Raw genomic sequence first — 24,378 nt, forward strand, 5'->3', positions numbered from 1 at the left:
CTGCCGGCTCGGCTAGCGTGCGCGGCATGGTCGCCCGTTCGTCCGCTCGTGGTGCCGCCCGGTGGCGGGCTCCGGCGGCACCGAAACTGCCGGCGTCGCCGGACCTGACCTCCGCAAGGGACCTGACCATCGGCGACGAGGCGACGTTCGAGCGGCTGGGCCTGGGCGACCTCGACCTGTCCGGCAGGTCGGCGGACGGGACCGAGTTCACCCGGTGCCGCCTCACCCGCACCGACCTCAGCGGTACCCGGCTGGAGGCGGCGCGGTTCACCGACTGCGTGTTCGAGGGTACGAACCTGGCGAACCTGCGGACGGACAGGTCGTCGATGCTCCGGGTGCGGCTGTCCACGGCGCGGATGACGGGCCTGCAGTGGGTCAACGGGGCGCTGCGGGACGTCGTGATCTCGGACTGTCGACTGGATCTGTCGTCGTGGCGGTTCAGCACCTTCTCGAACGTGGCGTTCGAGGGCTGCAATCTGACCCGGGCCGACTTCCAGCACGCGGACCTGCGCGGCGCCCGTTTCACCGACTGCGACCTGACCGGCGCGCAGTTCTCCCAGGCGGGCATGGACGGCACCCGTTTCGCCCGCTGCGACCTCACCGGGATCGGCGGCGTGACCAGCATGACCGGCGCGATACTCGCCCACCAGGACCTCATCGCCCTGTCGTACGCCCTCGCCGGGGCACTGGGCGTCCGCATCGAGGACCCCGACGACGAGTAGGCCTGTCGCACCCGAAGCCACCTCGGGAGGGGGCTGCCTGGGCGTATCTCTGGCCCCATTCCGTTAGGCCGCGCCAGCAGTGCCGAGTCCGACGCCGGGCGTGTCGGCTGCTTGATTTCCGCAACATCAACTGCGGCATGGACTAGATTCTGCGGCATGGGGTTGCTGGATGACGCGGTGGCGGTGCTGGACGGGCGGGGCGTGCTGGAGCCGCTGGGCGGGTTGATCCGGCAGGTGTACCGGCGCGCGGCGGACCGGCACGAGCCGGAACTCGGTGACGACGCGATGAGTTTCGGCACCACGGTGTGGCGGAACCTGACGAACCTCGGCAAGGCGTCCTTCGACGGGGTCGACGGGGTACGGGTGCGGGTGGAGGACAACTCCCTGGAGATCCTCTGCGCCGGGTACGTGGTGCGGTTGTACTCGCTGCAGGGTGGGATCGAGTCGATCAGGTGGGAGGGCAGCGAGGCACGCCTCGGCGGGGCGGTGGAGAACAGCCGCGACGGGCAGTTGGCCTTCGACGACGCCGAGCAGTTCCCGGAGGTCTTCGCCGGGGTGGTGCCCCCGAAGCGGCACCTGCGGGTCGCGCACACCGGTGACATCACCACGGGCGAGGCGACGGCCTATCTCGGGTTGCCCCGCGACAACCGTGAGGGCGGGTCGCCGTGGTTCGAGGTGACGCTCTGGTTCGGTGACGCCGTCACGGTGGGGACGCCGCTGCCGATCGTCGGTGATCCGGTCGGGGTGCCGGTGCAGCGGCACGACGAGCTGCCCGTGCCGGAGCTGCCGCTCGGGACGATGCGGCCCGCTGGCGGTGCCGGCCGTACCCTCGGTATTGCCGGCCGACGGGCGTGACGGGCGGGGTTCGCCCGCCGGTGCCGGTCACCGCGGCCGTGGCGGGGTTCGAGCCGCACGCGCTCGGGTTGGCGCGCAGGTGGCGGCGGATGCGGAAGAACGAGTTGGCCCGGCAGGTCGGGGTGACGGCGGCGGCGGTCAGCCAGTACGAGTTGGGGCAGGCCCGCCCGTCGGCGGCGGTGCTGGCCCGGTTGGCGTTGGCGTTGGCGATGCCTGTGGAGTTCTTCGCCGCCGGTGTCCCGGCTCCGGCGTCGCCGGGGCGGGCGCACTTCCGTAGCCTGCGGGCCACCAGCCAGGCGGAGCGGGACCAGGCGGAGGCGTTCGGTGAGGTCGCCTGGCGGGTCGTCGAGGTCGTGGGCCGGCAGTTGCGGCTGCCGGAGTTGCGGCTGCCGCAGCTCGACTGGCCGGAACCGGCGCGGGCCGAGGACGTCCGTACGGTCGCCGCGGCGGCACGTGCGGAGTTCGGGCTCGACGACGGGCCGGTGCCGCACATGGTGCGGCTGCTGGAGGCGCACGGGGTGATCGTGTTGTCCCTGCCGGACGCCTCCGAACGGGTCGACGCGTTCTCCCACTGGTACGGCCAGCGGCCGTTCGTCTTCCTCAACCCGGCCAAGAACGACAAGGCCCGCTCCCGGATGGACGCCGCCCACGAACTCGGCCACCTGCTGCTGCACCACGACGCCGAGCCGGGCAGCCAACTCCTGGAACGGGAGGCCACCGCCTTCGCCTCCGAATTCCTCGCCCCCAGCACCACCCTGGCCGCCGAGCTTCCCGCCCGGCTCGACTTCGACCGGCTGCACGAGCTGAAACGCCGCTGGGGCATCAGCCTGAAAGCCCTCGTCTACCGGGGACACGACCTCGGCGTCTACCGGGACCACACCTACCGACGCGGGATGAGCCTGCTCGCCCAGTGGGGCCACCCCGAACCCGGCGACCTCGGCCCCCGCGAACAACCCTCCCTCCTCGGCAAGGCAGTCGACCTCCTCAACCAGCAGCACACGACCATCGAGGACCTCGCCGCGCAGGCCGGCCTCCCGGCAGCCCTCGCCCGCACCGTGATCGACGCCGCCACCGAACACCTCCCCGAACTACGACTCACCCCAACCAGCCCCTGACCGGAGCCGGGGCCCTCCCGGCCAGGGCGATCCCCGATCGGGGTGCATCGCTTACTCAGGCGGCGCTGCGGTGGGCGGTCGGTTCGACGTGGTGGCTGTCCCACACCCACTGGTCGTCGCCGTGGTCGACCAGGGTGCTGCACCGGTGACGCAGCAGGTCCACGTCTGTGCTCGGGTCCGGGCCGCCGGGATGCGGAGGCGTCGGGTCCAGCGCCGCGTCCGCGTTGTAGACGAGCCGGTCGGCCAGCCGGTAGTCACGGCGGAAGCCCGTACGCCACTGCGAGTTGCCGCCCCAGCCGTGCGACAGGTCGGCTACCTGCCGGTATCGTCGCCGCCACGCCCAGTACAACGTCGAGGTCGAGGCGAGTACGGGATCCAGGTGGTCGGCACCGGCGCGGACACTCGCGCCGCCACGCATGAGCAGCAGCGATCCGACGAGACAACCCGGCCACCACTGCCCGGCCAGCACCGGCGGCGCCTGCAGATCGTCCGCCGGCTCGACCTCGACGATCTCGTGCAGGAACGGATGGAACCCCTCCCCCGCCGGGAACGTGCCGCCGATCGCCGCGACGAACCGCCGGTACGCCGAAGCCGGAAGCCAGTCCGTAGGGTCGCCGGGATCGGTGGCGGGCGGCTGGCTCGGCAGGATCAGCAACTCCATCACCCTGCTCACCGCGTACAACGTCCACAGGTCCTCGTGCGCCAACGCGACGGCGGCCATCTGCGGCTCGCCGACCTGCCGCAACGCTGCCAGGATCGACGAGTGGGCGGCAATCCACGGGTCGAGGACGTCCCGGTCCCATGTGCTGCCGCCGTAGTCGAGCGTCGGCTCGAACAGACCGAACCTGACCTCCTGCCACGCGCCGTCCGGGAACACCATCTCGGCTCTCACGACCGCCAGTCTCCCGACCGCTTGGAAGCGCGTCGAGCGAGATCCGACCGCCCCACCTCCGCAGGCGGCCGAACCCGCCGACCGGGCTCGATGAAAACACCGGGTAGGGGGTGGACCGGATTCCCGGCTCGACGCATGGGTCCCCCACATCAGCGGTCTTGGCGTCTTGGGCTCGATGGGCAAGCCGAGTGGCGGGAACAGGGAGTTACGCGACGTTCCTCCTGGGCAGGAAGAGGTTCCCTCCCGATCGGGAGGGTGTCTGGACCGGATAGGGACGGCACGGAGGGCCTGTCAGGGGGTGTGTGCAGCACTGACAGCCCTGGTCAGCACTGTGCCGGGCATGTCCGGCGGTCACGGGTGACGATCCCGGGGACGACCCGGTGCGCGACCCGGTCGACGCCACCGCCTGACAGTGAGTCCTCAATGCCGCTCGATTCTCGGACGGGACCGGCATTCGTCGGGCAGCGGTGGAGCTTCACGACGAGGTCGCCGACGCCGCAGGGGCTCTGGCCCAACACTTCGCGTACGCCGTCATCAGGCGCATTGAACCGATGACCTTGCTGCTCACGACATCGAGTCCCCGCCGCCACGTTCATCGTCGCCGGTGGGCCAGGCTGGCTGGCGGCATACTGCCAGTCCGAACTGCGGCACGACCACACCAAGGGCAGTCAAGAGGTGCGCTGTCGGAGTTTGTCGGAGTCGAACTCCGACAAACTCCTACGTCGTCGGTCCGCGCATGGCGAGGCGTGGTGCCAACGTCCGGACCTGGTGTTTCGGGTGCGACTTGTGGTCGGTGGCCTGTGTCCGGATCTGCGGCTGGTCCATATCCTCGGGCGGTAGGTTCGTCGGTGTGCTTGCGATGACTCTGGGAGAGATCACCGCCGCCGTGGGCGGGACGGTGCGGGACGGGTCTGACGAGGTGACGGTCACGGCTCCGGTGGTGTTCGACAGCCGGCGGATCGAGCCGGGTGGGATGTTCGTCGCGCTGCCCGGTGAGCGGGTCGACGGCCATGACTACGCCGCGCAGGCGGTGGCGGCGGGCGCGGTGGCGGTCCTGGCGTCCCGGCCGGTCGGTATCCCCGCTGTCGTCGTCGACGACGTGCCCACCGCGTACGGCCGGCTGGCCCGCATGGTCGTCGACCGCCTGCCGGACACGACGGTGATCGGCGTGACCGGGTCGGTGGGGAAGACCTCGACCAAGGACATCCTGGCGCAGGTGTTGTCGGCGTTCGGGGAGACGGTCGCGAACCGGGCTTCCAACAACAACGAGCTCGGCCTGCCGTACACGGTCACCCGCGCCACCGCCGACACCCGCTACCTGGTGCTGGAGATGGGCGCCCGGGGTGTCGGGCACGTGGCCTACCTGACCCGGCTCGCCCCGCCGTCGGTCAGTGTCGTGACGCGGGTCGGACACGCGCACCTGGGTGAGTTCGGGTCGGTGGAGAACATCGCGCTGGCCAAGGGCGAGATCGTGGAGGCGCTGCCGGGCGAGGGCGGGTTGGCAGTGCTCAACGGCGACGATCCGCTCGTGGCAGCCATGGCCACCCGCACCCGGGCGAGGGTCCTCACCTACGGCATCGACGGGCCGGCTGACGTACGGGCCGAGGACGTGACGGTCGACGAGCTGGGCCGCGCGGCGTTCCGACTCGTCCACGAGGGGCAGGCCGCGCGGGTACGGCTGCGCCTGTACGGGCTGCACCAGGCGTCCAACGCGCTGGCCGCCGCCACCGTCGCCCTGGGCCTCGGGCACCCGGTCGGGGCGGTGGCCGAGGCGCTGTCGCGGGCCGAGGCGGTGTCACCGGGACGGATGCAGGTCACCACCCGCCCGGACGGGGTGACGATCATCAACGACGCCTACAACGCGGCACCGGATGCCATGCGGGCGGCACTGCGGGCCCTGCGGACGATGACCGGTGGGGACCGGCGGGCGGTCGCGGTGCTGGGTGAGATGGCCGAACTGGGCGAACACGCCGCCCAGGTGCACCGGGAGATCGGCCGACAGGTCGTCGAGGCCGGCGCGGGTTGGCTGGTCGCGATCGGTGGTGCGGACGCCGCCCATTACGCCGCCGCCGCCGACGGCGGCGCGACGGTGGTCGACCGGGCGGCCGACGTGGCGGCGGCGTGGGAGTTGCTGCGTGACGGGCTGCGCCCGGGCGACGTCGTCCTGGTCAAGGCCGCCAACAGCGCCGGGCTCCTGACGCTTGCCGACAAGCTGGTCGAGGAGCCCGGCGCTGTCACGGCCTGAGGGTCAGGCGGACAGCAGCACCTCGGACCGGCTGCCGCAGCTGTCCATGATCACTACGCTGCGAAAAGCTGGGCGCATCCTGCCAGCCAAGAGTCGTTAAGCCGAGCTGCGCCATGATGTCTCGTCGATCTTCCTAGCAAGAAATTCTATGGAGCCCGTCGAGGCGCTGCTTGAACTCCGTTCCAAGGTCACCAGCGGTCGAGGCCTGCTCCGACCAAGCATGCACCTGACAACACCGTGCGGTAGGTACCGCAGGTGCCGTCCCGCGGCAGCTCCCAATGTCGGCTGCGAGAATCGGACGGATGCTCGTACGTATAGCCGCAGTGCGGCTCGGTGTTCCCACCATGGTCGATGCCACGTTGGCCGACATTCGGCTGAGTGCCGAGTGGCTTGGAACGCCCCCTCAGCCGGGCGACCTGGTTGACGTCGAGATGGACATCGATGACATGCTCGGCTGGGGCAAGACGATCGCGATGGCCGGCAACGAGTCGACGTTGCGCGACGGTCCCCGACTCCACGGAGTCGTCGAACACCACGAGCAACAGGTCCTGACCATACGGATCGGCGTCGGACTGCTGCAGGTGGAGCTTCATGACGGCTCAACCGCCATCCCGCCTGGCACGGCCGTTTTCGTAGTTGTTGAGAATCCCAAGCTGTACCCCACCGGCGCATGAACCCTGATGGGCTCATCTCTCATGGCGGATGCCACGTAGGTCTTAGCAGATCCAGACGCTCTTGCCGGTACCGGGTTGCTACCGCTTGAGCACTTTGGTGGGCTGGCTGCCGTTGGACGCGGGAGCGACCAGGGCAGGCCTCTGGCCGGCGGAGGTCACGGTGCGGCACCCGGGCGAGGAGCCGGTGCTGAGCAGGCCGACCGCCGGCTGAGCGGGGACAGCCGGGGTGGCCATCACGGTGGCGGGGGTTCCCTTCTGGTGGTTAGCGGTAGGTGGCGGTGGCGAGGTCGCCGACTGCGGCGTCGACGGCGGCGGTGATGTCGCGGACAGGGCGCAGGTGTTGGTGGGCGATGGCACGCAGGTGGGTGGTGACAACGGTGGTGTTGTCCGGGAGGAAGAGGTGAGGGGTGAGGTGCAGGGCGACCACGAGTCCGGCGAGGGCGGCGGTGTGGTTGTCGGGTTGTTCGCGGCCGTCGGCGAGGTAGCGGAGTCGGGCGCGTGCGATGACGGGCCATCGGGTGTGGGTGGGCAGGTAGGTGTCGGCGCGGATGAGTCCGGCGAGTCGGCGGCGGCTGGTGTGTCGCAGGATCCCTGCGGCGTGCAGGCCGGCGCGGGTGCGTTCATAAAGGTCGTCGGCGAACCCGCGTAACCAGTGGCGCAGGGGTGGGGCGGGTCGGGCGTGGCGGAGGCTGGTGAGGGCGGTGTCGGCGATGAGGTCGCCGACGGGCCGGTCGATGTGCATCTTGACCCTCTGCTCGCCAGCGGGGTGGTCGTCGTTGTCGAGGATGGTTCGGCCGACGAGGACGAGGTCGATGAGGACAGCGCCGGCGAGGCCGAGGGCCAGGGCTTGGCGGTGGATGTGGGGTTGGCCGGTGTCGTCGTTGTGGGCGAGCAGGTACAGCTCGTCGCGGAGCGGCAGCCCGGGGACCGGAGTGGTCATGGCCGCTCCTGGGTGAGGTGGCGGAGCCGGGCATGGACGCCGTGGTAGGCGGGCTGGGGGCAGGGTAGGTGGGTTTTGTCGATGGCGGCCAAAATCGTGTAGTTGGGATCGCAGACGTTGCCGATCGGTGCCCGGCCGGCCTGGGAGATGAGTTGGTAGGCGTCGAGCGTGTCCAGACGGCACAGGTCGACGGTCCAGGTGGTGAGGTCCTGGTGGGCGATACGGTAGGCGTCTTCGAGCGGTCGGGCGCAGCCGACGGACATGAGGGCGGTGTCGGTTTCCAGCCGCGGCCAGGTGGTGGGCAGGTCACCCTTGATTACGTCGACGGCGAGGGTGGTGACGGTGGCGATCTCCACGGCGACGCCGCAGGCTTCGCCGTGTCCTTGGCGGGCGTGTCCGTCGCCCAGGGCGAGGAGAGCGCCGTGGACGTTGACGCCGAGGTAGAGGGTGGTGCCGGCGCGGAGTTCGGGGGTGTCGAGGTTCCCACCGTGCTGGTCCGGGACGATCGTGGCCCGGGATTCCATCGCGGCGGGGGCGACGCCGATCGTGCCGATCATCGGATCCAGCGGAAGGTCAACGCTGTGGCCGCTGCTGGTTGCCCGGTACCGCACGATCCCGGCCGACGGGTCGATGTCGTAGACCCATACGCGTTCGTCGAGAGGTGGTTGGAGGGTGGTGGTGTGCGGGGTCGAGGTCAGCGCCCCGAAGTAGGGGAACGTCGCGGACACGCCCCAGCCGCGGGCGGGTTCGATCGCGGCGATGTGGACGGCCAGGGTGTCACCGGGCTCGGCGTCCTCGATGAAGAACGGTCCCGACACCGGATTCAGGTACGGCATCGCGCACACCTGCGACGGCAGATCCGCCGGCCCGCGTACCCGACCGCCGAAGCAGTCCTCGGTGTGCACGGTGAACACGTCACCGGAGCGCACGTGCGCCACCGGGATCCGGCCGCCGAAGGTGTAGGCCAGCTCGTCACGCGCCGGCCGATAGGTGAAGTGGCTGCGGTCAGACATCGTGCTCACACCCGCTCCAGGCTGCGGCCGGACGGCTGCGCCTCGGTCAGGCCCGACAAAGCGGGTCGGCGGCCGGTGGCGTAGAGGCCAGCGAGGACGAGGACGCCGAGGGCCAGCCACGCCAGGCCGAGACGCTGCGCGGCGATGTTGGCGTTCACCACCACCCACGCCAGGACCGCGAAGCCGACCGCAGGCATGAGCAGATGCGCCCACCAGTTCCCGCTGCGTCGGCGGATCAGATGGTGCACGACGACGGAGACGTGCAGGACCAGGAACGCGACCATCGCCCCGAAGTTGATCAGCGACGACAGCAGGGCGATCCCGTCCGCCCGCGTCGCCATGTACAGGCCGAGGGCGAGGGACACCGCGCCGGTGAGCAAGGTGGCGTTGATCGGCACGCTGCGGCGCACCGACACCTTCGCCAGGAACGTCGGCAGTTGCCGGTCGCGGGCCATCGCGTACAGCAGCCGGGACGTGGCGACCTGCGCGACCATCGAGTTCGGCAGGCCCCACGCGATCGCCGTCGCCACCGCGCACACCGTCGCCAGCCCACTCCCGCCGGCGACCGCGGCGGCGTCGTAGAACGCCGTGCCGTTCACGTCGCCATCCGCGAGCAGCGTGTCGGGACGGGGTACCAGCATCGCGGCCAGCCACGTCTGCGCGATGAACAACACCCCGGCCAGGACGAGGACGGCGGCCATGGCCCGGCCGATCTGCCGGGTGCCGTCACGCGTCTCCTCCGCCAGCATGCTGATGCCGTCGAAGCCCAAGAAGGACAACACCGCGATCGACACCGCACCCGCCACCAGGGACCAGGTGAACGTGTCGGGGTTGTAGAACGCATCCCAACTGAACCGGCCCCTGCCCGAGGCGAGGGCCCAGCCGGCGACGGCCAGGAAGACCGCCAGGACGATCAGCTCGCCGAGCAGCATCACCCTGGTCACCATCGCGGTCATCCGGATACCGACCGAGTTGACGACCGTGTTGGCCCCGACGAACCCCAGCAGCCACAACCACACCGGCACCGCCGGCACCGTCGCGTGCATCGCCACCGACGCCACCAGATACAGCAACCCCGGCACGAGCACGTAGTCCAGCAGGATCACCCAGCCAGCCAGGAAACCGACCGGCGCGCTGATCCCCCGACCCGCGTAGTTGTAGACGCTGCCGCTCATGGGGAACGCTTTCACCATCTGCGCGTACGAGAACGCGGTGAACACCAGAGCCACCACACCCACCGCGTACGCCAGAGCCACCATCCCGCCCGAGCCGGCGTAAACGCTGCCGAAGATCGCCATCGGCGCGATCGGCACCATGTACACCAAGCCGTACGCGACCAGGTCCCGGAACCGCAGCCTCCGGGCCAACTCCTGGCGGTAGCCGTAGCGCGCCAATTCCTCCTGTAGCTGCATCGGGCCCTTCCAATGAGGTCGTAATGGGGGAACGGAACACTCATCACCGCACCACCCGTGAAGGCTTATCGCTCCGAATGGTGGCTCGCCTCGAATGGCCTGGTCGATACCGGATATGCGGACAAGGATTGTTGTCCGCATCGACTCTGCCTCGAGAGCGCGAAATAGGAGGGCGGGCAGTTCCCGAGGGGGAACATCGAGCGGCAGGGACAGGCCGTTCGGGCGTAGAGTCGGTCATCTGAGCACTCGCGGTGCCTGCAGGTCCGAGACCAGCCGCCGGCCTTGGCGATGCCCGGACCGGTTGGCGAGCCGGCCGTAGTCCGGCCTGCTGGGAGTTGTTCGAGGAGGACACGTGAGGGTGGCGGACAGGACCGCTGAAGTGTCGGTCGATGACGCCGTCCGCGCCTCGGTGAGCTACGACCAGCTACGTGCCGGTGACGACGGCGTGTATTGGTTGGAGACCCGCCCCGACGCGGAGCAGGGGACGACGGTGACGGGCTGGCGGGCAAGCGATGGCAAGCGTGATGTCAGTCCGAAGAATTTCGATGTCGGCAGCGGAGTGCACGCGTACGGAGGCGGATCGTTCGTTGTCGCCGAGGGAACGTTGTGGTGCGTCGGCGGAGATCGCCTTTACCGGAGGCGCCCGCATGGCGACGAACTCGAATTGGTCGGTCACGGGTGCTTCGGTGATCTGACGATCGGTGACGGCGAGTTGCTGGCCGTGCGGGAGTCGGAGCAGGGTGACCAGCTCGTGGCGGTGCCCCTCACCGGCGCTCCGCGGATGCGGACTCTGGTCTCGTCCCCGGCGTTTCTCGGCGCGCCTCGGCCGGGCCCGGGTCGGTTGGCTTGGACCGCTTGGAGCGAGCACGACATGCCGTGGGATGCCTGCGAGGTGTGGACCGCCGCCTATTCGCCGCACGGTGAGGTCGAGAATCCCGTGAAGCTGGCCGGGGGTCCGGGGGAATCGGCGGTGGAGCCGCGATGGGGACCCGACGGAGCGTTGTACTTCGTGTCGGACCGCAGTGGTTGGTGGAACCTCTACCGGTGGGACGGCCTCACGGTGGAGGCGGTGGCACCGATCGCGGGCGAATGCGCTGCGGAGCCCTGGGAGTTGGGCTACGCGTCGTACGGCTTCCTCGACGACGGTCGGATCGTCGCGGTTGTGCAGGAGGGGCCGCGACACCGCCTTGTCGTCATCGAGCCCGACGGCACTGTCCGTCCGGTCGACCTGCCGTACACGTCGATCAAGCCGTACCTCGCCCTCCGAGGGACGACGGTGGCGTTGATCGGTTCGTCGCCGACCGCAGCCCCGCAGGTCGCGCTCGTAGACGTGGCTAATATCGATCCCCCTCAGGTGGAGGTGCTCGCCAGCCCGGAGCATGCCGCGCTCGACGGCGTGCGGGTATCCACGCCGACGGAGCTCCGCGTACGGGTGGCCGGTGGCCGGGAGGTCATTGCCCTGGTGTACGCGCCGACGAACTCGACTGCGGACTGGCTCGCACCAGTGATCGTTCGCGCGCATCCCGGGCCTACCGCCTCGTGTCTGCTGCGCCTGGACTGGCAGGCGCAGTTCTTCACCAGTCGTGGGTTCGCCGTCGTTGACGTCGACTATCTGGGTAGCACCGGGTACGGCCGGACGTTCCGGGAGTCGCTCTACGGACGGTGGGGCCTGGACGACGTCGACGACTGCGCTGCTGTGGCGGTGCACCTGCTATCGGCGGGGCGGGCGTTGCCGGGGCAGGTGTTCATCCGCGGTGCCAGCGCCGGCGGATACACCGCTCTGCACGCGGTGGCACAGGACGGCCCGTTCGCCGCTGCCACCGCCGTGTCGGCGATCGTGGATCCTGACCGGTGGGCGCGGACGGTGCCCCGGTTCCAGCGGGCGCACGCGATGCGGCTAAGCGGGGGTGCCGGTGCGGTCCGTGCCGCCGAGATCCAACGGCCGGTGCTGCTCATTCACGGCACTGCCGACGAGGTGGCCGAAGCCGATGATGTGCGGGAACTCGCCGAGGAGTTGACGTCTCTCAGCATCGCGCCCAAGGTGTTGCTCCTTCCTGATGTCGGCCACTACGTGGCGTCGTCCCGTCGAGCGGGCGCGGCGTTGGAGGCGGAGTTGGCCCACTACCGCTCCGTGCTGGTGGATGCCGCCAACCATCAACAGGGGTTACACAGCGGCCAGCGGTAGCCGATGATGCACGTACTCGCCGAACTCGCGAACCTCCGGCTTGCACCGGTAGGGCTCGAGGTCGACCTGTACCTCGACGATGCGCTGCAGGCAGCGGTGTGAAGAGGTTCGTGCGGCGTAGTCGACTGCCTCGCGTGCGGTGGCGCAGGCCTCGTCGAGGCGTCCGGCGGCGACCAGCGAAGAGGCCAGGAGAGCCGTGTCAATGGCGAGTCGTCGGACATGAGTGGGGCTCAGAGCGGTGAGAGCGTCGCCCAGGTGCCGTTGGGTCTGCTGCGGCTGACCCAGGTCATGGAAGCAGTGGGCGATCTCGTCGGCGAGATACGCCGCATCGAAGTACCGGATCCAGGCCGGCTCGTCCTCGGGCTTGCTGCGGGCCAGCTGCTTCTCCGCGATGTCGAGGTGAAGCAGACAGTCGCCCTCGCGCCCGAGGCGGGCGTGCGTCCGCGCCACCACCGCGTGCAGCGTGGCTGCCACTGCGGGCGTCAACAGCGCTTCGCTTCCTCTTACCGCCGTCAACGCCATCCTTCGTGCCGGTTCGGGGTGGCCGCAGTGCAGGGCGAGATGGCCGATGTTCACGGCGAGCAGGTAGCTGCCGTACAAGCGGTCGCCAGCGGCTTCCGTCAGACGAAGAGCACGAAGGTAGCGGCGCTGGGCGAGGCCATGGGCACCGGTGTCGACCGCCTGGTACCCGCAGAGCTCGAAGAACCCCGCCGCCAGGGTGTAGAGGTGCCGACCGGCCGCCTCCGAGGCCGGCGGGCCGGCCAGTAGCCGGTTCAGCTCGCGTTCGACGTACCGCTGCACTTGGGCGTGGACTCGTCCGGCACCGTGGGTGTGATCCAACTGGCGGAACATCGCCAGGGCGGCCTCGGCGGAGTCTAGATCCTCTTCGCAGACCTGATCAGGTGAGCCGGCTCGGCCGGCCACGGACAGACGGGGTCCCGCTGAGGCGTTCAGCCAGCCCAGCGCGGCGCGGTCAAGAACGCCGGGTTGGAAGGGGACACGGACGACCATCTCCGCCACCCCGGCCATCTCCTCCCCTTGGGCGGCCAGCAGGGCGCCGGCGCGGGTAGGACCGCTCGGAAGAGTCGCCCGCCCACGTTCTTCCTCAAGAAGCGGTAGCAGGCGGACCAACGCCCCACCGGCCGCCAATGCCCTGTCGCATGCTTCAACGAACTCCCGGGACGGGAAACGGTCCGCTGTCTCGACCCGACGCACGAGATCAGAGCTGAACCGGATCATCGCGCCGAGACGCGCCTGTGAGAGCTTGGCCTGCTCCCGTAGCCGACGCAGCTCGGCACCGAAGAAGTGGCGCTCAGACAGGGACGGCTGGAGCGTCCGCGGGGTCTGGCCCATAGCACCGCCTCCTCTGGCTGCTTGCACCACCATGGCGGTGAGCAACATGGATATCGCGCACATAGGGTCACTCAGTGTTCAGCGCGGCGCAACCAAGAACACCGAGACGGGATAGATGCAGGAGTGGCGTACATGCGGACAACCACGTCGTCCGCATGGTGGGCATTCACTCCACGGGCTCGACGCGCGAGTGTGGAGACGGGCCGGGCTACTCGTCAGATCCGTCCCGGACTCGAACGAGCACGGGATGTCGCAGTGGAGCAGGAGACCGTTCCGCCCGTGATCCTGATGCACCGCGCCAGCAGGACGGAACCCTCGAGCGGCACTACATCGACTTCGGACTCCCCGGCGACTTGGCGAGTCCAGCGGCTTGACGCCCTGTTGAGCCCGACGAGAGCGGAACGGCGGGCCATCCGATCGGGAGGCCCTGATGGCAATGCGAAGGAGAACGGCCGAATGAGTGTCGACACGGCGAACGGCGAGGACCTGCACACCGCGATGGTCGATCAGCTCGTCGCTGATCATGCCGAGAAGGGACTGGTCATGCGGCCCGAGGTGGAGGCGGCGCTACGGTCCGTGCCCCGCCATCTCTTCACTCCGGATGCCGCGTTGGCAGAGGCGTACCGGGCCGACCAAGCCGTGGTGACCAAGCGGATCGGCGACGAGGCGGTCAGTTCGGTGTCGGCGCCGTGGCTCATCGCCGAGATGCTCGGCCAGGCCGCAGACGCCGTCGACGGCGGGCTGGCCGGCCGGCACGTCCTGGAGATCGGCTCCGGCGGATACAACGCGGCGCTGCTGCGCGAACTGGTAGGCCCGTCGGGATCGGTCACGACCGTTGACATCGATCGCGAGGTGACCGACCGGGCCACCGCCTGCCTCACCGCTGCGGGTTACGACGACGTGGTCGTGGTGTGCGCCGACGCCGAGCAACCGGTCAATCCGGGCCGCCGATACGACCTGATCATCGTCACGGTCGGCGCCTGGGACATCCCGCCGGCTTGGACCGCGCAGCTCGCCGAGAACGGAACGCTGGTCGTACCGCTACGGACGTTCGGGATGACCCGCTCGTGGGCGATGCGTCGGACCGGGGACCGGCTGGTCAGTCACAGCCAGCGGTTGTGCGGGTTCGTGTCGATGCAGGGCGCCGGGGCACATGAGGTGCGGTACGTCGACGTCGCTGACGGGGTTCACCTGCGGCTGGACGAGGACCAGCAGGTCGACCGCCATGCCGTCGGTGAGCTGTTGGCGCAGCCGCAAACGCAGGCATGGGCCGGGGTGAGCCTGCCCCCTCGTACCGTCCTGGCCGACCTCGACCTGTGGCTGGCGTCCCGCATCACCGATGCGGGACAGCAGTTCGTCGTTCTCACGGCTCAGCAGGAGGCCGTCGATGCAGGTGTCGTCGCCCCGGCATGGCGCTTCGGCACGCCGGCCGCCCTCGACAACGCCGCGTTCTGCTACCGCTCGACGCTGCGCTGGGACGACGACGACATGTTCGACCTCGGCGCCTGTGCACATGGGCCCGACGCCGCGTCGGCGACCGGTCGGATGGTCGGACAGATGCGCGCGTGGCTGGATTCGGGCAGCCCGTCACCGGTGCTGCACGTCCTGCCCGCTGATACTCCCGACGGCGACCTGCCGGCCGGGACGGTGCTGGACAAGCGGCACAGCCGCTTCGTCCTCACCCTCACCCCCGCATAGAAGGGAACGCACATGAACGACACCGACACCTCGGAGTTCGCCCTGGACGTCAGCCTGGTCGACGCCGGCCCCACCGCGGGCGGCTACGCCACCGCCACCGACGACGGGTGCGGCTCCGGCAACACCGGCTCCAACGCCTGCACCACGAAGTGCGACGGCGGCAACTGACCCTTCCGTTCTCTCACGATCGGGCCCGGCGTCGCGTGCGCCGGGCCCGTCGATTCGGTGGTGCATCATGGTTCCCGCAGCTGGTGCGGCGCTGATCAGAGTCGCCGCCTACCCCGGGGGCCTCGTTCTGCCTCCCTGGCCCGACATCGCCCATGGTCATCCGGATCAGTGGCGCGGGTGGCTGGACAAGACGTGGGCGCTGCCCGGGTTCGCGACAGCCGTCACCGGCGCGGCACCGCAGTTGGCCGACCAGATCCAACGCACGCTGAGCGGGGAGCCGATGTCCCAGCAGCGACTACGACGCCTGGTGCAGTCAGCGGTCCGGTACCTGCTGCGCTGGACCACCCGGGCGACCCCGTTCGGCACGTTCGCTGGTATCGCCCCGGTCCAGTTCGGCGCTCGCGCAGCGGTCCACCTGGGCGAGGCCCACCGTGCGGTTTCCCGCCCCGATGGCCAGGTCATCGCCGAGCACACCGCGCGGGCCGAACAGGATCTGGCGACCCTGCGCACCGTCGCGGTGGTGACGAACTCGCTGGGATACCGGCGTGGCGACAGGTGGGTGCTGCCCTGCGCCCACGCCAGCGGCGATCGGCGGTGGGACGTCGAGGTCCGCCTGACCAGCCCGATCCGGGCCGCGATCCAGGCGGCGCGGTCCCCGGTCAGGTTCGCCGACCTCGCCGAGACGATCGCTGTACCCGCCAGCATCGCCGACGCCGAGCGGCTGCTGGCCGACCTGCTTCACACCGGGGTGCTGCTCTCGGCCCTACGCCCACCCATGACCGACACCGATCCGACCGCACACCTCACCCACCATTACGCCATCCCGGAACCGGGCAACCGAGTCGCCGTCGATCTCCGCGCCGACATCGCCGTGACCCTGCCCCCGCCGGTCCTGCACGAGGCGGAGCGGGCCGCGTCGACGCTCGTGACGCTAGCGCCACCGCCTACCCCTGGATGGGCCGAGTACCACAGCGCGTTCATCGAGCGATGGGGTCCAGGAGCGGCTGTTCCCATCCGTGAGGTGCTGAACGTGCTGGGCTTTCCGGCCGGCTACCGGGGATCCACTCGCCGCGCCCCAGCGCTGTTCACCGCCCGCGACCGGCTGCTCGGACAGCTCGCGCAGCAGGCCGCACTCGACGGCTGCGCCGAAGTAGTAGTCGACGACGCGCTGATCGACCGGCTACACGGGGATGACGACCGGGCGCCGATCCCGCACACCGAACTGCGGTTCAGCCTCGCCGCCGATACCCTGCACGGTCTGGACCGAGGCGCGTTCACCCTGACGGTGCTCAGCGGGTCCCGCCACGCCGGGGTCGCTGCGGCCCGGTTCCTGCACCTGCTCACCCCTGCCGAACTCGCCCGATTCCAACAGGTCTACCGGCATCTGCCGACCGCCCTGCCCGGCGCGGCCCCGCTGCAACTGTCCGGACCGCCCCTTGACGCCCGTCTCACCGCAGTCGCCCGGACGCCCGAGCTGCTGCCCGTTCTTCCTGTCGGTGACTACCACCCGGCACCGCCGTACACGATCGAGGACCTGGCGGTTACTGGCGACGGACGTCGGTTGTGGCTGGTGGCGGTGGCCACCGGTCAGCCTGTCGAACCGCTGCTGTTCAACAGCGTGCTGCTGCCCGCGCTGCAACAGCCGATAATGAGGTTCCTAACCGAGATCTGGACCGCGTGGACGGCACCGTGCAGCCGGTTCGACTGGGGACACGCCAGCGGCCTGCCGTTCCTACCTCGCCTGCGGCGCGGGCGGACCATCGTGCACCCAGCCCGCTGGATCATCGACTCCACTGCGCTTCACGCTTCGAGCACGCCTTGGCCGCAGTGGCGCGACGCCTGGCAGCGACACCGCCACCAGCGACACATCCCGCAGCAGGTCCTGGTCGGCGACGATGACATTCGCCTCCGCCTTGACCTGGACAACCACACGCACCTGGCGGTGCTACGCGACCAGCTCGCCCGACATCCCCGCACCGTGATCACGGAGGCTCCAGGGACAGCGGGCTGGATCAACGATCGCCCCGCCGAACTCCTGCTCACCCTCGCCCACCCAGCGCCCGCCACCCGACCGGCCCGACCAGCCCGAACCGCAACCACTGTTCAGCACTGGCCAGGGCGGTCACGGTGGCTGGAGGCACACCTCCACGGTCGGCTGGACGACATCCTGACGGACCTCGCCAGCCGCTCCGCCGATCACCTCCCAGCCGGCTGGTGGTTCCTGAGGTATCCGCACCCCGAACCGCACCTACGGCTGCGCATCCCGCTTCCCGACACCGACGGGATCGCCGACATCGCCCGCCACCTCGCCGGCTGGGTGCGGCACATGCACGATGACGCCCTCGTACATGACTACAGCCTGCACCCCTACCGCCCGGAAACCCGCCACGGCGCCGCAGCGACCCTCACCACCGCCGAACGGGTGTTCGCCGCCGACTCCCGCGCCACCCTGCACAGGCTCACCGGCGACCGACAGGCCGTCACCGCCGCCGGAATGATCGCCATCGCCGACAGCTTCACCGGCGACGGCCCCCGCTGGCTCACCACCCACGTCCCTCACCGGACCGGACCCCGCCTCGACCCCGCCCAGCTCGAACATGCCCGACGCCCAGTACATGACGAGCGGCTCGTGGCAGCGCTGGCCACCTATCGATCGATGGTCGTCAGTGAAGGACTCAATGCCGACGAGGTGCTGGGTGACCTGCTGCACCTGCATCACGCCCGCATGATCGGCGTCGACCTCGCCTCCGAACGGCACTGTCTGCGGCTGGCCCGAACCATCGCCCTCACCGGCATCATCGGCGGGCGTAAACCGTGACCGCAGGGCAGTCCCTCGCCGACGGCGCGGCCGGCATCGCCCTGCTGCACCTGGAAACCAGCAACTGGCCCGCGGCGTACGGGGCACTGCGCGACGCCACCGCCGGTGGCCTGAGCATCGCCGACGGGGCCAGCCTCTTCTACGGCGCTCCCGCGCTCGCGTTCGTCCTCGCCACCACAGACCACCCAGGGCTCACTCAGGCACGAGCGGCCACCGCCGACGGCACCGCCACGGTGACCCGCCGACGGCTCGACGCCGCCCACCGCCGCATCGACCGGCACGAGCAGCCGCACTACACCGAGTACGACCTCATCCGCGGGCTGACCGGGCTCGGGGTCGTTCTACGCCGGCTCGGCGATCACGACCTGCTCCGCCACGTCTTGGACTACCTCGTCCGGCTCACCGAACCGCTCGGCGAGCTGCCCGGCTGGTGGTGCCGGAACGACCCCGAACGCCGCCAGCCACCGTCCGTCGGCGGTCACGCGAACTTCGGCATGGCCCACGGCATCACGGGTCCGCTGGCACTGCTCGCCCTCACCCTCCGCGATGGCATCACCGTCGCCGGACACGCCACGGCGATCAGCCGCATCAGCCGATGGCTGGATGCCTGGCAGCAGCACACCGACGGTGCGATCTGGTGGCCGCAGACCATCACCCTCACCGACCAACGCCGCGCAACACCGGCCCAGCGAACCCCGCTGCGGCCGTCGTGGTGCTACGGCACCCCCGGCATCGCCCGCGCCCAGCAACTCGCCGCACAAGCCCTGCACGACACCGCACGCCAGCGCCTCGCCGAGACCGCCTTCACCACCTGCGTCACCGACCCCGAACAGCTTCGACGGCTCACCGACCGAAGCCTGTGCCACGGCACCGCCGGACTGGTAGCTACCGCCCGCCGGGTCGCTTCCGATGCCCTCACCTTGATACCCCTGGCTGCCGTAGAAGATCTCCACCGACAGACCGCCCCCACCACCAACGAGCCCGAAGGGCTGCTCGACGGCAGGGCAGGCGCCGACCTCGTCACCGCCGTCGCCACCGCCTGGGACGCCTGTCTCCTCCTCACCTGAAAGAGCCACCCGTGGACCACACCCCCTGGCACCAGGCCAACATCACCTACCCCGGCCAGACCGCACAGGAGCGCGAGAAACAGGCCGTCGCCCACCTCAGCCGAGTGCTTCCCGCCGCCGAGACCGCCGGCCTGATCACCTCCTGGTGGTTCATCCGCAAAGGCGCCTGGCGCATCCGCTACCTCCCCAGAAACAGCCGAGACAGCGGCGACCAGGCCCGCCGGCTACTCACCGAAGGGGCCACCTGGACCGGCGACATCTACGAACCCGAAACCCACGCCTTCGGCGGACACGGCGCCATGACCACCGCCCACACGCTGTTCCACCACGACAGCCGCCACCTCCTCACCTACCTCCACCAGCACCCCACCACCCGGCGCGAACACTCCCTGATCTTGTGTACAGCCCTGATGCGCGCAGCAGGGCTGGACCTCAACGAGCAGGGCGACGTATGGGCACAGGTCGTCGAGCATCGCGCAGCACACCTCAACCATCCGCCCACAACTGATGCCCGTAGATGGCAGAGCTTCACCGGAGACGTTCGGAATCTGCTGCTCGGCGCACCCCGCACCACCGGCGACTGGCAAACCGCATTTCAGAACGCCGGAGCAGCCCTACACCGCCAACGGGAAACGGGCATCCTCACTCGTGGTCTGCGGGCAGTAATCGCCTTGCACGTGATCTTCCACTGGAACAGGCTCGGCCTACCCGCCGCCGCCCAGGCCACCCTCGCCCGAGCGGCCCAGCAAGCCATCTTCGGCCTGCCAGATCCGCACCTGCCAGACCCCGGGTAGACGCACCAGGAACGAGTGGAGGAAGGCACCATGCCCGAGAAGGTGATCACCAACAAGGTTCTCTGCTACGTCGTAAGGGAAGGACGGTTGCTCGTCTTCCGGCACACCGACTTCAGCTATGAGGAGGTGGGGATCCAGGTGCCGGGCGGCAGCCTCCGCCCGGGTGAGGACCCAGCGGACGCGGCGCTACGGGAGGCCCGCGAAGAGACCGGGCTAACGGGCTTCAGCGTCGTGCGGAAGCTGGGGGAGGTCGAGTACGACATCAGCCCGCTCCGCTTCGAGATCCAGCGTCGCCACATCTTCGAGCTGGCGCTGCACGGGACGACGCCCGAGCGATGGGCGAGCCAGGAGGACCACGACGGCGAGCAGGAGCCCACCCGTTTCGAGTGCTTCTGGATACCGTTACGGGCCGTGCACGTCCTGCAGTCCGGCCAAGGCGTGCTTGTGGGTCGGTTGTTCGATTGATCAGGATTCCATCAGCGGCAACCGGGGGAAACGGCGCGGGAGACGAACTGCGGGACCTGATCCGGCGCAGCCCTTGGCTGATCCGCGTGCCGGACGTGGTTCTGGACTCCGGTCTGCCGGGCGCCTGGATCGGTGCGGATACGACACCGCCGTGGTCATCCGTCTCGACGCGGACGACCAGATCACAGCGTGCGCCCCGCACGGCCTCGACGACCTGCTCGACGGAGTGTGGCGGCGCAACCCGACCGGGGCCAGCCCTGAGATCTCCCCGTCAACGACTCGCCCGCCATCGCCCAACCCAACGCTGGCCCGGCGTCCGTGTCGTGACCTGAGCGGGAGTTCGAAGCTCTTGGGGAGTTGCCGCCGAAACCTGCGACCATGGACCCGAAGCCGCCCTGCCGAACCCGGTCTTCGTTCGTAACTCCGGCAGCGCCAAGACCACTGGCCCGAGCGGACTGAGGCTCGCCCGGCCTCATCGCGGCATGGCAGCACGCCGATCAGAAATTTGAATCGAACGGAGCGTATTGTTTATCGGTCGGCGATGTTGGTAATCCCGTCGTCGCTGAAAGCGTTTCGGAGCAGCGATTCGGTGTTCAGAGTATCTGGGTGGTCGTCGCCGAGGACCCGCCGCCGGTCGGTCAGGACCTGCTCGTACAGGGTGATCGCTTCGGCCACACGACCCGCCGACTCGTAGGCGCCGGCGAGGTTGTGGCGACTGGTAAGGGTGGCCGGGTGGTCGTCGCCGAGGACCCGCCGCCGGTCGGTCAGGACCTGCTCGTACAGGGTGATCGCTTCGGCCACACGACCCGCCGTCCGGTAGGCACCGGCGAGGTTGTGGCGACTGGTAAGGGCGTCGGGATGGCTTCGACCGAGCACCCGGAGAGAGACGGTTAGGACCTGCTCGTACAGGGCGACGGCCTCGGCCACCCGGCCCGCCGATTCGTACGCGCGGGCAAGGTTATTGCGGCTGGCTAGGGTATCCGGGGTGTCCTCGCCGAGCACCCGTCGGTAGGCGACGAGGACATGCTCGTGCAGCTCGATCGCCTCGGTAAGCCGGCCGACCGTTTGGAAGGCCGATGCCAGATTGTGCTGCGAGGTCAGGGTGTCCGGGTGATCTGGGCCTAGTAACCGGCGCCGGGCATCGAGCACCGCCGTAAATTGGTCGATGGCGGCCGTTGCCTGCCCCTGGAATAGGCGGTAGGTGGCGGCCTGGTCGGTGATTGCGAGCAGGTCGGGAGTGACCTGCTCCGGCACAGTGTTGGTGAACAGCGCGTCGATATGTGGCAGAAGCAGGTTCCACCGTGGCCAGCCCGGGACATTGTTCATCGGGTCGGCGGGCAGCGCCATCCGGACAATCGCCGCGGCGACCGAGGCCCCGCCGCTGTCGGCCGCCCACTGCTCCGACCGGGCGACTGCCTGCACGAGTCGATGCGAGCTGAGCAGGTTGCCGGCACGGTTCACCAGGCTGTAGGAGGCGAGCAGAGCCAGCGCGTCTCCGAGATCCTCCGCCGGCTCGGTCAACGGCGCCAGTACGTTCTCAGGCAGCGCGTCCGAGCCCAGCCAGGAGAGCACCCGCAGCACCCGGCTTGCGAGCGGCGAGCGGGCGGTGACCGCGTCCATGCTGAGCCGCCATATGTGGACCACCGTCCGCGTTGGCGAACCGCCCTCTCCCGCGTTGGCGAGAATTTCGGCGAACCGGTGGGACAGCAGGTGCCGGTAGTCGTCGAAGCCCATGCCGGCGTGCTGGGCGATGTAGGCCGCCGCCTGGTCCAGGGCCAGCGGGAAACCGCCGAGTTCGTCGGCGAGGCGGCCTGCGCCAGCGCTGTCGTGTACTCCGGTCAGGCGGGTCAGCACCCGGATACTCGCCTCGCGGTCCAGCACGTCGAGTCGTAGGGGGTTGAGGCCCAGCCTTGCCCAACGTGCGGCGCCGATCTCTCGACGCGTGGTGATCAGTACGCGGCCACGGCCGGTCAGCTGGCCGAGCAGTTGCTCCACATCTGCGACATCTTCGACGTTGTCGAGGATTAGCAACCAGCCTGGGTTTTTCTGCAGCCAATTCACCGCCCAGGATTGGGCGTCAGCGAGCGTCTCTATCGGATGCAGTCGGGCGGCTAGCGCCGCGAGTCCCAGAGCGATGCTCTGCGTCGTATCAGCGGTGATCCACCAGACCAGCGAGTAGCGGTCGTGGAAGGTCCGGGCGTACTGCAGCGCGAGTTCGGTTTTGCCGATGCCGCCGAGGCCGATGACGGCCGCCTGTCCGACCACCGCCCCGCCCGATGCTTCCTCTAGGGCCGCCGCGAGCTCCGAGACGTCGCGCCCCTCGAACACCGTCGAGCTGAGCGGCAGGTTGTGCACCGCCGCTGCCCGCTGGTGCGGGAATTGCGGCCGGTTCGGAAAGATCTTGACGGTAATCGCGGTCCCCGAGCGGACGACGACCGGTTCGGGTGCGTCGTGCTGCCGACTGTCACCGACCGCCCTCGGGATGCCGGCACCTTCGCTCTCGACCAGCTTGTTCCAACTCAGTACGTGGGCCAGCCAGAAGTTGCGGTGGCGAGACTCGCCGCGCAATTCGCTTAGCGCGCGCTGCTCGCCCTCGGCGAGATCGGCACCGAGCCACACACCCGGGCTGGTTACCTCGATTCGGTCCGAGTAGATCCGGACGTAAACGCACATTTCGGCACGCTCGTAGTCGCGGTGCACGAGGGCATTGGCGATCACCTCCCGCACCGCGATCATCGGGTAGCGGAACACGGGAATGGTCACGGCGGCGTCGGCAGTTGCCATCTCACCAATCCGAGCGATGGACGCGACGAAGTCGCGAGCATGGGTGATCTGTTCGGGAATCGTCCCGCCCAGCGTTCGCCGGTCCATCGGCGCGTCCCGGTCAGGTCCGTGGTAGCGGGTGCATTGCACGGTGGCGGTCGGCACGACGGCCGTCGGGTCCTCGCCGAACAGCAGTGCGCCAGCCCGGGTGAGCCGGCCGTCGCGCAGCAGGAGGGCAGCCCGCAAGAACTCCGCCACCGAGCCCCGTCGCGGAACCCGGCGGCCGACCTCCTTGCGCATTGACGCCCGGAACCGGCTTACCCGCGGCGGGCTGTGCACCGTCGCGTCGGTCGTGCCGTCGAGGAAGGACTCGCGGGCGTCGGCGGCCGGCGGCACCGGCGCGCCTGCCGGGGGTGGCGACACGGCGACGGCAGCGTCGGCGGCCAACACCGGGCGCCGGGCGATCGGCACGTTCGCGTATCCGTCGAAGCGGTGTCGTGGCTCGGACCGGCCGCGCAGGGCGCGCCGCAAATGTTCATACAGGTCGGCGAGATCGACTAGGCCGTCACCGTCCCGGTCCTCGGCGCCCTCCAGCAGCCCGTCGACCAGCGCCTGGGTGAACGGGCTCGGCTCGTCTTCGCCATCGGCGTCGGCGGCCAGCTCGGACGCCGCCGTGGCGGTGAGCACAAACCGGCCCTTGCCAGCCAGCAGTCCCTCGATCGCAACCGGCCCTTTGAACGCGCCGCTGTGACAGCAGTCCAGCACGAGCACCTTCGCCCGGGCTATTGAATCACCGACGATGTCGCTGAGCGTTTCGTTAGAGATCGCTGTCCCGGGAAGAAGGTCGGTCAGGGTGTCGCTGGCGCACAGGTAGAGTTTTTGGCCACGACTGCGGCCGTGCCCGCTGAAATAGAACAGGAGCGTGTCGTCCGGCTGGGCCTCGCTGAAGAATCGGTTGGTCGTCTCGGCGATCTCGCCACGCGACCCGTCGAATAGGACCGTGACCTGTTCATCGGCGAACATGCCGTAGTTGTTGTCCGTTAGGGCGGCACCGAGGCGTCGGCCGTCGGTTCGCGGACCGTGCAGGGCGGCCAGCTTCGGGTCGGCCTCGTACAGGGAGTTGCAGACGAGAAGAGCCCGGTACATCGTCGACTCCTGGCGTGGCTGGTGCGGCGGGGTCTTACCCTACGGCCAACAGC

Annotated in this window: 18 protein-coding genes; 12 read left to right on the forward strand and 6 right to left on the reverse strand. The window is 69.5% G+C overall.

Features of this window, described 5'->3' with window-relative positions; genetic code table 11:
- Window positions 1-26: 26 nt before the first annotated feature.
- The 3 genes from JQN83_RS04660 (at window position 27) to JQN83_RS04670 (ending at window position 2,692) form a co-directional block, all read left to right on the forward strand.
- On the forward strand, window positions 27-722 hold the full coding sequence (locus JQN83_RS04660) for a pentapeptide repeat-containing protein (protein ID WP_208565719.1): 696 nt from the start codon (window positions 27-29) through the stop codon (window positions 720-722).
- 156 nt (window positions 723-878) lie between these two features.
- The gene (locus JQN83_RS04665; RefSeq protein ID WP_208565720.1) at window positions 879-1,577 is read left to right on the forward strand and encodes a hypothetical protein; all 699 of its coding nucleotides are present in this window, start codon (window positions 879-881) and stop codon (window positions 1,575-1,577) included.
- 38 nt (window positions 1,578-1,615) lie between these two features.
- Window positions 1,616-2,692 (forward strand): XRE family transcriptional regulator, encoded by a 1,077-nt coding sequence (locus tag JQN83_RS04670; RefSeq protein WP_307799014.1) that lies wholly within the window; start codon window positions 1,616-1,618, stop codon window positions 2,690-2,692.
- Window positions 2,693-2,747: 55 nt separating this feature from the next.
- Here the strand turns inward: JQN83_RS04670 and JQN83_RS04675 are convergent, their stop codons facing one another.
- On the reverse strand, window positions 2,748-3,584 hold the full coding sequence (locus tag JQN83_RS04675) for a hypothetical protein (protein WP_208565722.1): 837 nt from the start codon (window positions 3,582-3,584) through the stop codon (window positions 2,748-2,750).
- Window positions 3,585-4,443: 859 nt separating this feature from the next.
- Between JQN83_RS04675 and JQN83_RS04680 the strand changes: the two genes are divergently transcribed.
- Window positions 4,444-5,829 (forward strand): UDP-N-acetylmuramoyl-tripeptide--D-alanyl-D-alanine ligase, encoded by a 1,386-nt coding sequence (locus tag JQN83_RS04680; RefSeq protein WP_208565723.1) that lies wholly within the window; start codon window positions 4,444-4,446, stop codon window positions 5,827-5,829.
- Window positions 5,830-6,131: 302 nt separating this feature from the next.
- The gene (locus JQN83_RS04685; protein WP_208565724.1) at window positions 6,132-6,503 is read left to right on the forward strand and encodes a hypothetical protein; all 372 of its coding nucleotides are present in this window, start codon (window positions 6,132-6,134) and stop codon (window positions 6,501-6,503) included.
- A gap of 262 nt (window positions 6,504-6,765) precedes the next feature.
- Here JQN83_RS04685 and JQN83_RS04690 read toward each other — a convergent pair whose 3' ends face one another.
- The 3 genes from JQN83_RS04690 to JQN83_RS04700 are packed head-to-tail and all read right to left on the reverse strand — an operon-like array spanning window position 6,766 to window position 9,868.
- A complete protein-coding gene (locus tag JQN83_RS04690) occupies window positions 6,766-7,443 on the reverse strand; it encodes a GOLPH3/VPS74 family protein (RefSeq protein ID WP_208565725.1) in 678 nt (225 codons plus the stop codon).
- On the reverse strand, window positions 7,440-8,456 hold the full coding sequence (locus JQN83_RS04695) for an acetamidase/formamidase family protein (RefSeq protein ID WP_208565861.1): 1,017 nt from the start codon (window positions 8,454-8,456) through the stop codon (window positions 7,440-7,442). The genes JQN83_RS04690 and JQN83_RS04695 overlap by 4 nt, the downstream gene beginning before the upstream one ends.
- 5 nt (window positions 8,457-8,461) lie before the next feature.
- On the reverse strand, window positions 8,462-9,868 hold the full coding sequence (locus JQN83_RS04700; protein WP_208565726.1) for an APC family permease: 1,407 nt from the start codon (window positions 9,866-9,868) through the stop codon (window positions 8,462-8,464).
- Between the two features lie 358 nt (window positions 9,869-10,226).
- Here JQN83_RS04700 and JQN83_RS04705 point away from each other — a divergent pair, with 358 nt between their 5' ends.
- Complete coding sequence (locus tag JQN83_RS04705; protein WP_307799001.1) at window positions 10,227-12,053, forward strand: S9 family peptidase; 1,827 nt, start codon at window positions 10,227-10,229, stop codon at window positions 12,051-12,053.
- On the opposite strand, the gene JQN83_RS04710 is transcribed toward JQN83_RS04705, so the two are convergent.
- Window positions 12,033-13,406 (reverse strand): helix-turn-helix domain-containing protein, encoded by a 1,374-nt coding sequence (locus JQN83_RS04710; RefSeq protein ID WP_208565727.1) that lies wholly within the window; start codon window positions 13,404-13,406, stop codon window positions 12,033-12,035. The genes JQN83_RS04705 and JQN83_RS04710 overlap by 21 nt on opposite strands.
- Window positions 13,407-13,862: 456 nt before the next feature.
- Here JQN83_RS04710 and fxlM point away from each other — a divergent pair, with 456 nt between their 5' ends.
- The 6 genes from fxlM (at window position 13,863) to JQN83_RS04740 (ending at window position 20,416) form a co-directional block, all read left to right on the forward strand.
- Complete coding sequence (fxlM, locus tag JQN83_RS04715) at window positions 13,863-15,104, forward strand: methyltransferase, FxLD system (RefSeq protein ID WP_208565862.1); 1,242 nt, start codon at window positions 13,863-13,865, stop codon at window positions 15,102-15,104.
- 12 nt (window positions 15,105-15,116) lie between these two features.
- A complete protein-coding gene (gene fxlA, locus JQN83_RS04720; RefSeq protein ID WP_088643751.1) occupies window positions 15,117-15,272 on the forward strand; it encodes an FxLD family lanthipeptide in 156 nt (51 codons plus the stop codon).
- Between the two features lie 67 nt (window positions 15,273-15,339).
- Window positions 15,340-18,090: a lantibiotic dehydratase gene (locus JQN83_RS04725; protein WP_208565728.1), complete on the forward strand. Its 2,751-nt coding sequence runs from the start codon at window positions 15,340-15,342 to the stop codon at window positions 18,088-18,090.
- Window positions 18,087-19,157 (forward strand): lanthionine synthetase C family protein, encoded by a 1,071-nt coding sequence (locus JQN83_RS04730; protein ID WP_208565729.1) that lies wholly within the window; start codon window positions 18,087-18,089, stop codon window positions 19,155-19,157. The genes JQN83_RS04725 and JQN83_RS04730 overlap by 4 nt, the downstream gene beginning before the upstream one ends.
- A gap of 11 nt (window positions 19,158-19,168) precedes the next feature.
- Window positions 19,169-19,951, forward strand: a complete 783-nt coding sequence (locus tag JQN83_RS04735; RefSeq protein WP_208565730.1) for a thiopeptide-type bacteriocin biosynthesis protein — start codon at window positions 19,169-19,171, stop codon at window positions 19,949-19,951.
- A 30-nt stretch (window positions 19,952-19,981) separates the two neighbouring features.
- Window positions 19,982-20,416 (forward strand): NUDIX hydrolase, encoded by a 435-nt coding sequence (locus JQN83_RS04740; RefSeq protein WP_208565731.1) that lies wholly within the window; start codon window positions 19,982-19,984, stop codon window positions 20,414-20,416.
- A gap of 528 nt (window positions 20,417-20,944) precedes the next feature.
- Here the strand turns inward: JQN83_RS04740 and JQN83_RS04745 are convergent.
- Window positions 20,945-24,325 (reverse strand): caspase, EACC1-associated type, encoded by a 3,381-nt coding sequence (locus JQN83_RS04745; protein WP_208565732.1) that lies wholly within the window; start codon window positions 24,323-24,325, stop codon window positions 20,945-20,947.
- Window positions 24,326-24,378 lie beyond the last annotated feature (53 nt).

The sequence above is a fragment of the Micromonospora antibiotica genome, from assembly GCF_017599305.1.
Classification (GTDB): Bacteria; Actinomycetota; Actinomycetes; order Mycobacteriales; family Micromonosporaceae; genus Micromonospora; species Micromonospora antibiotica.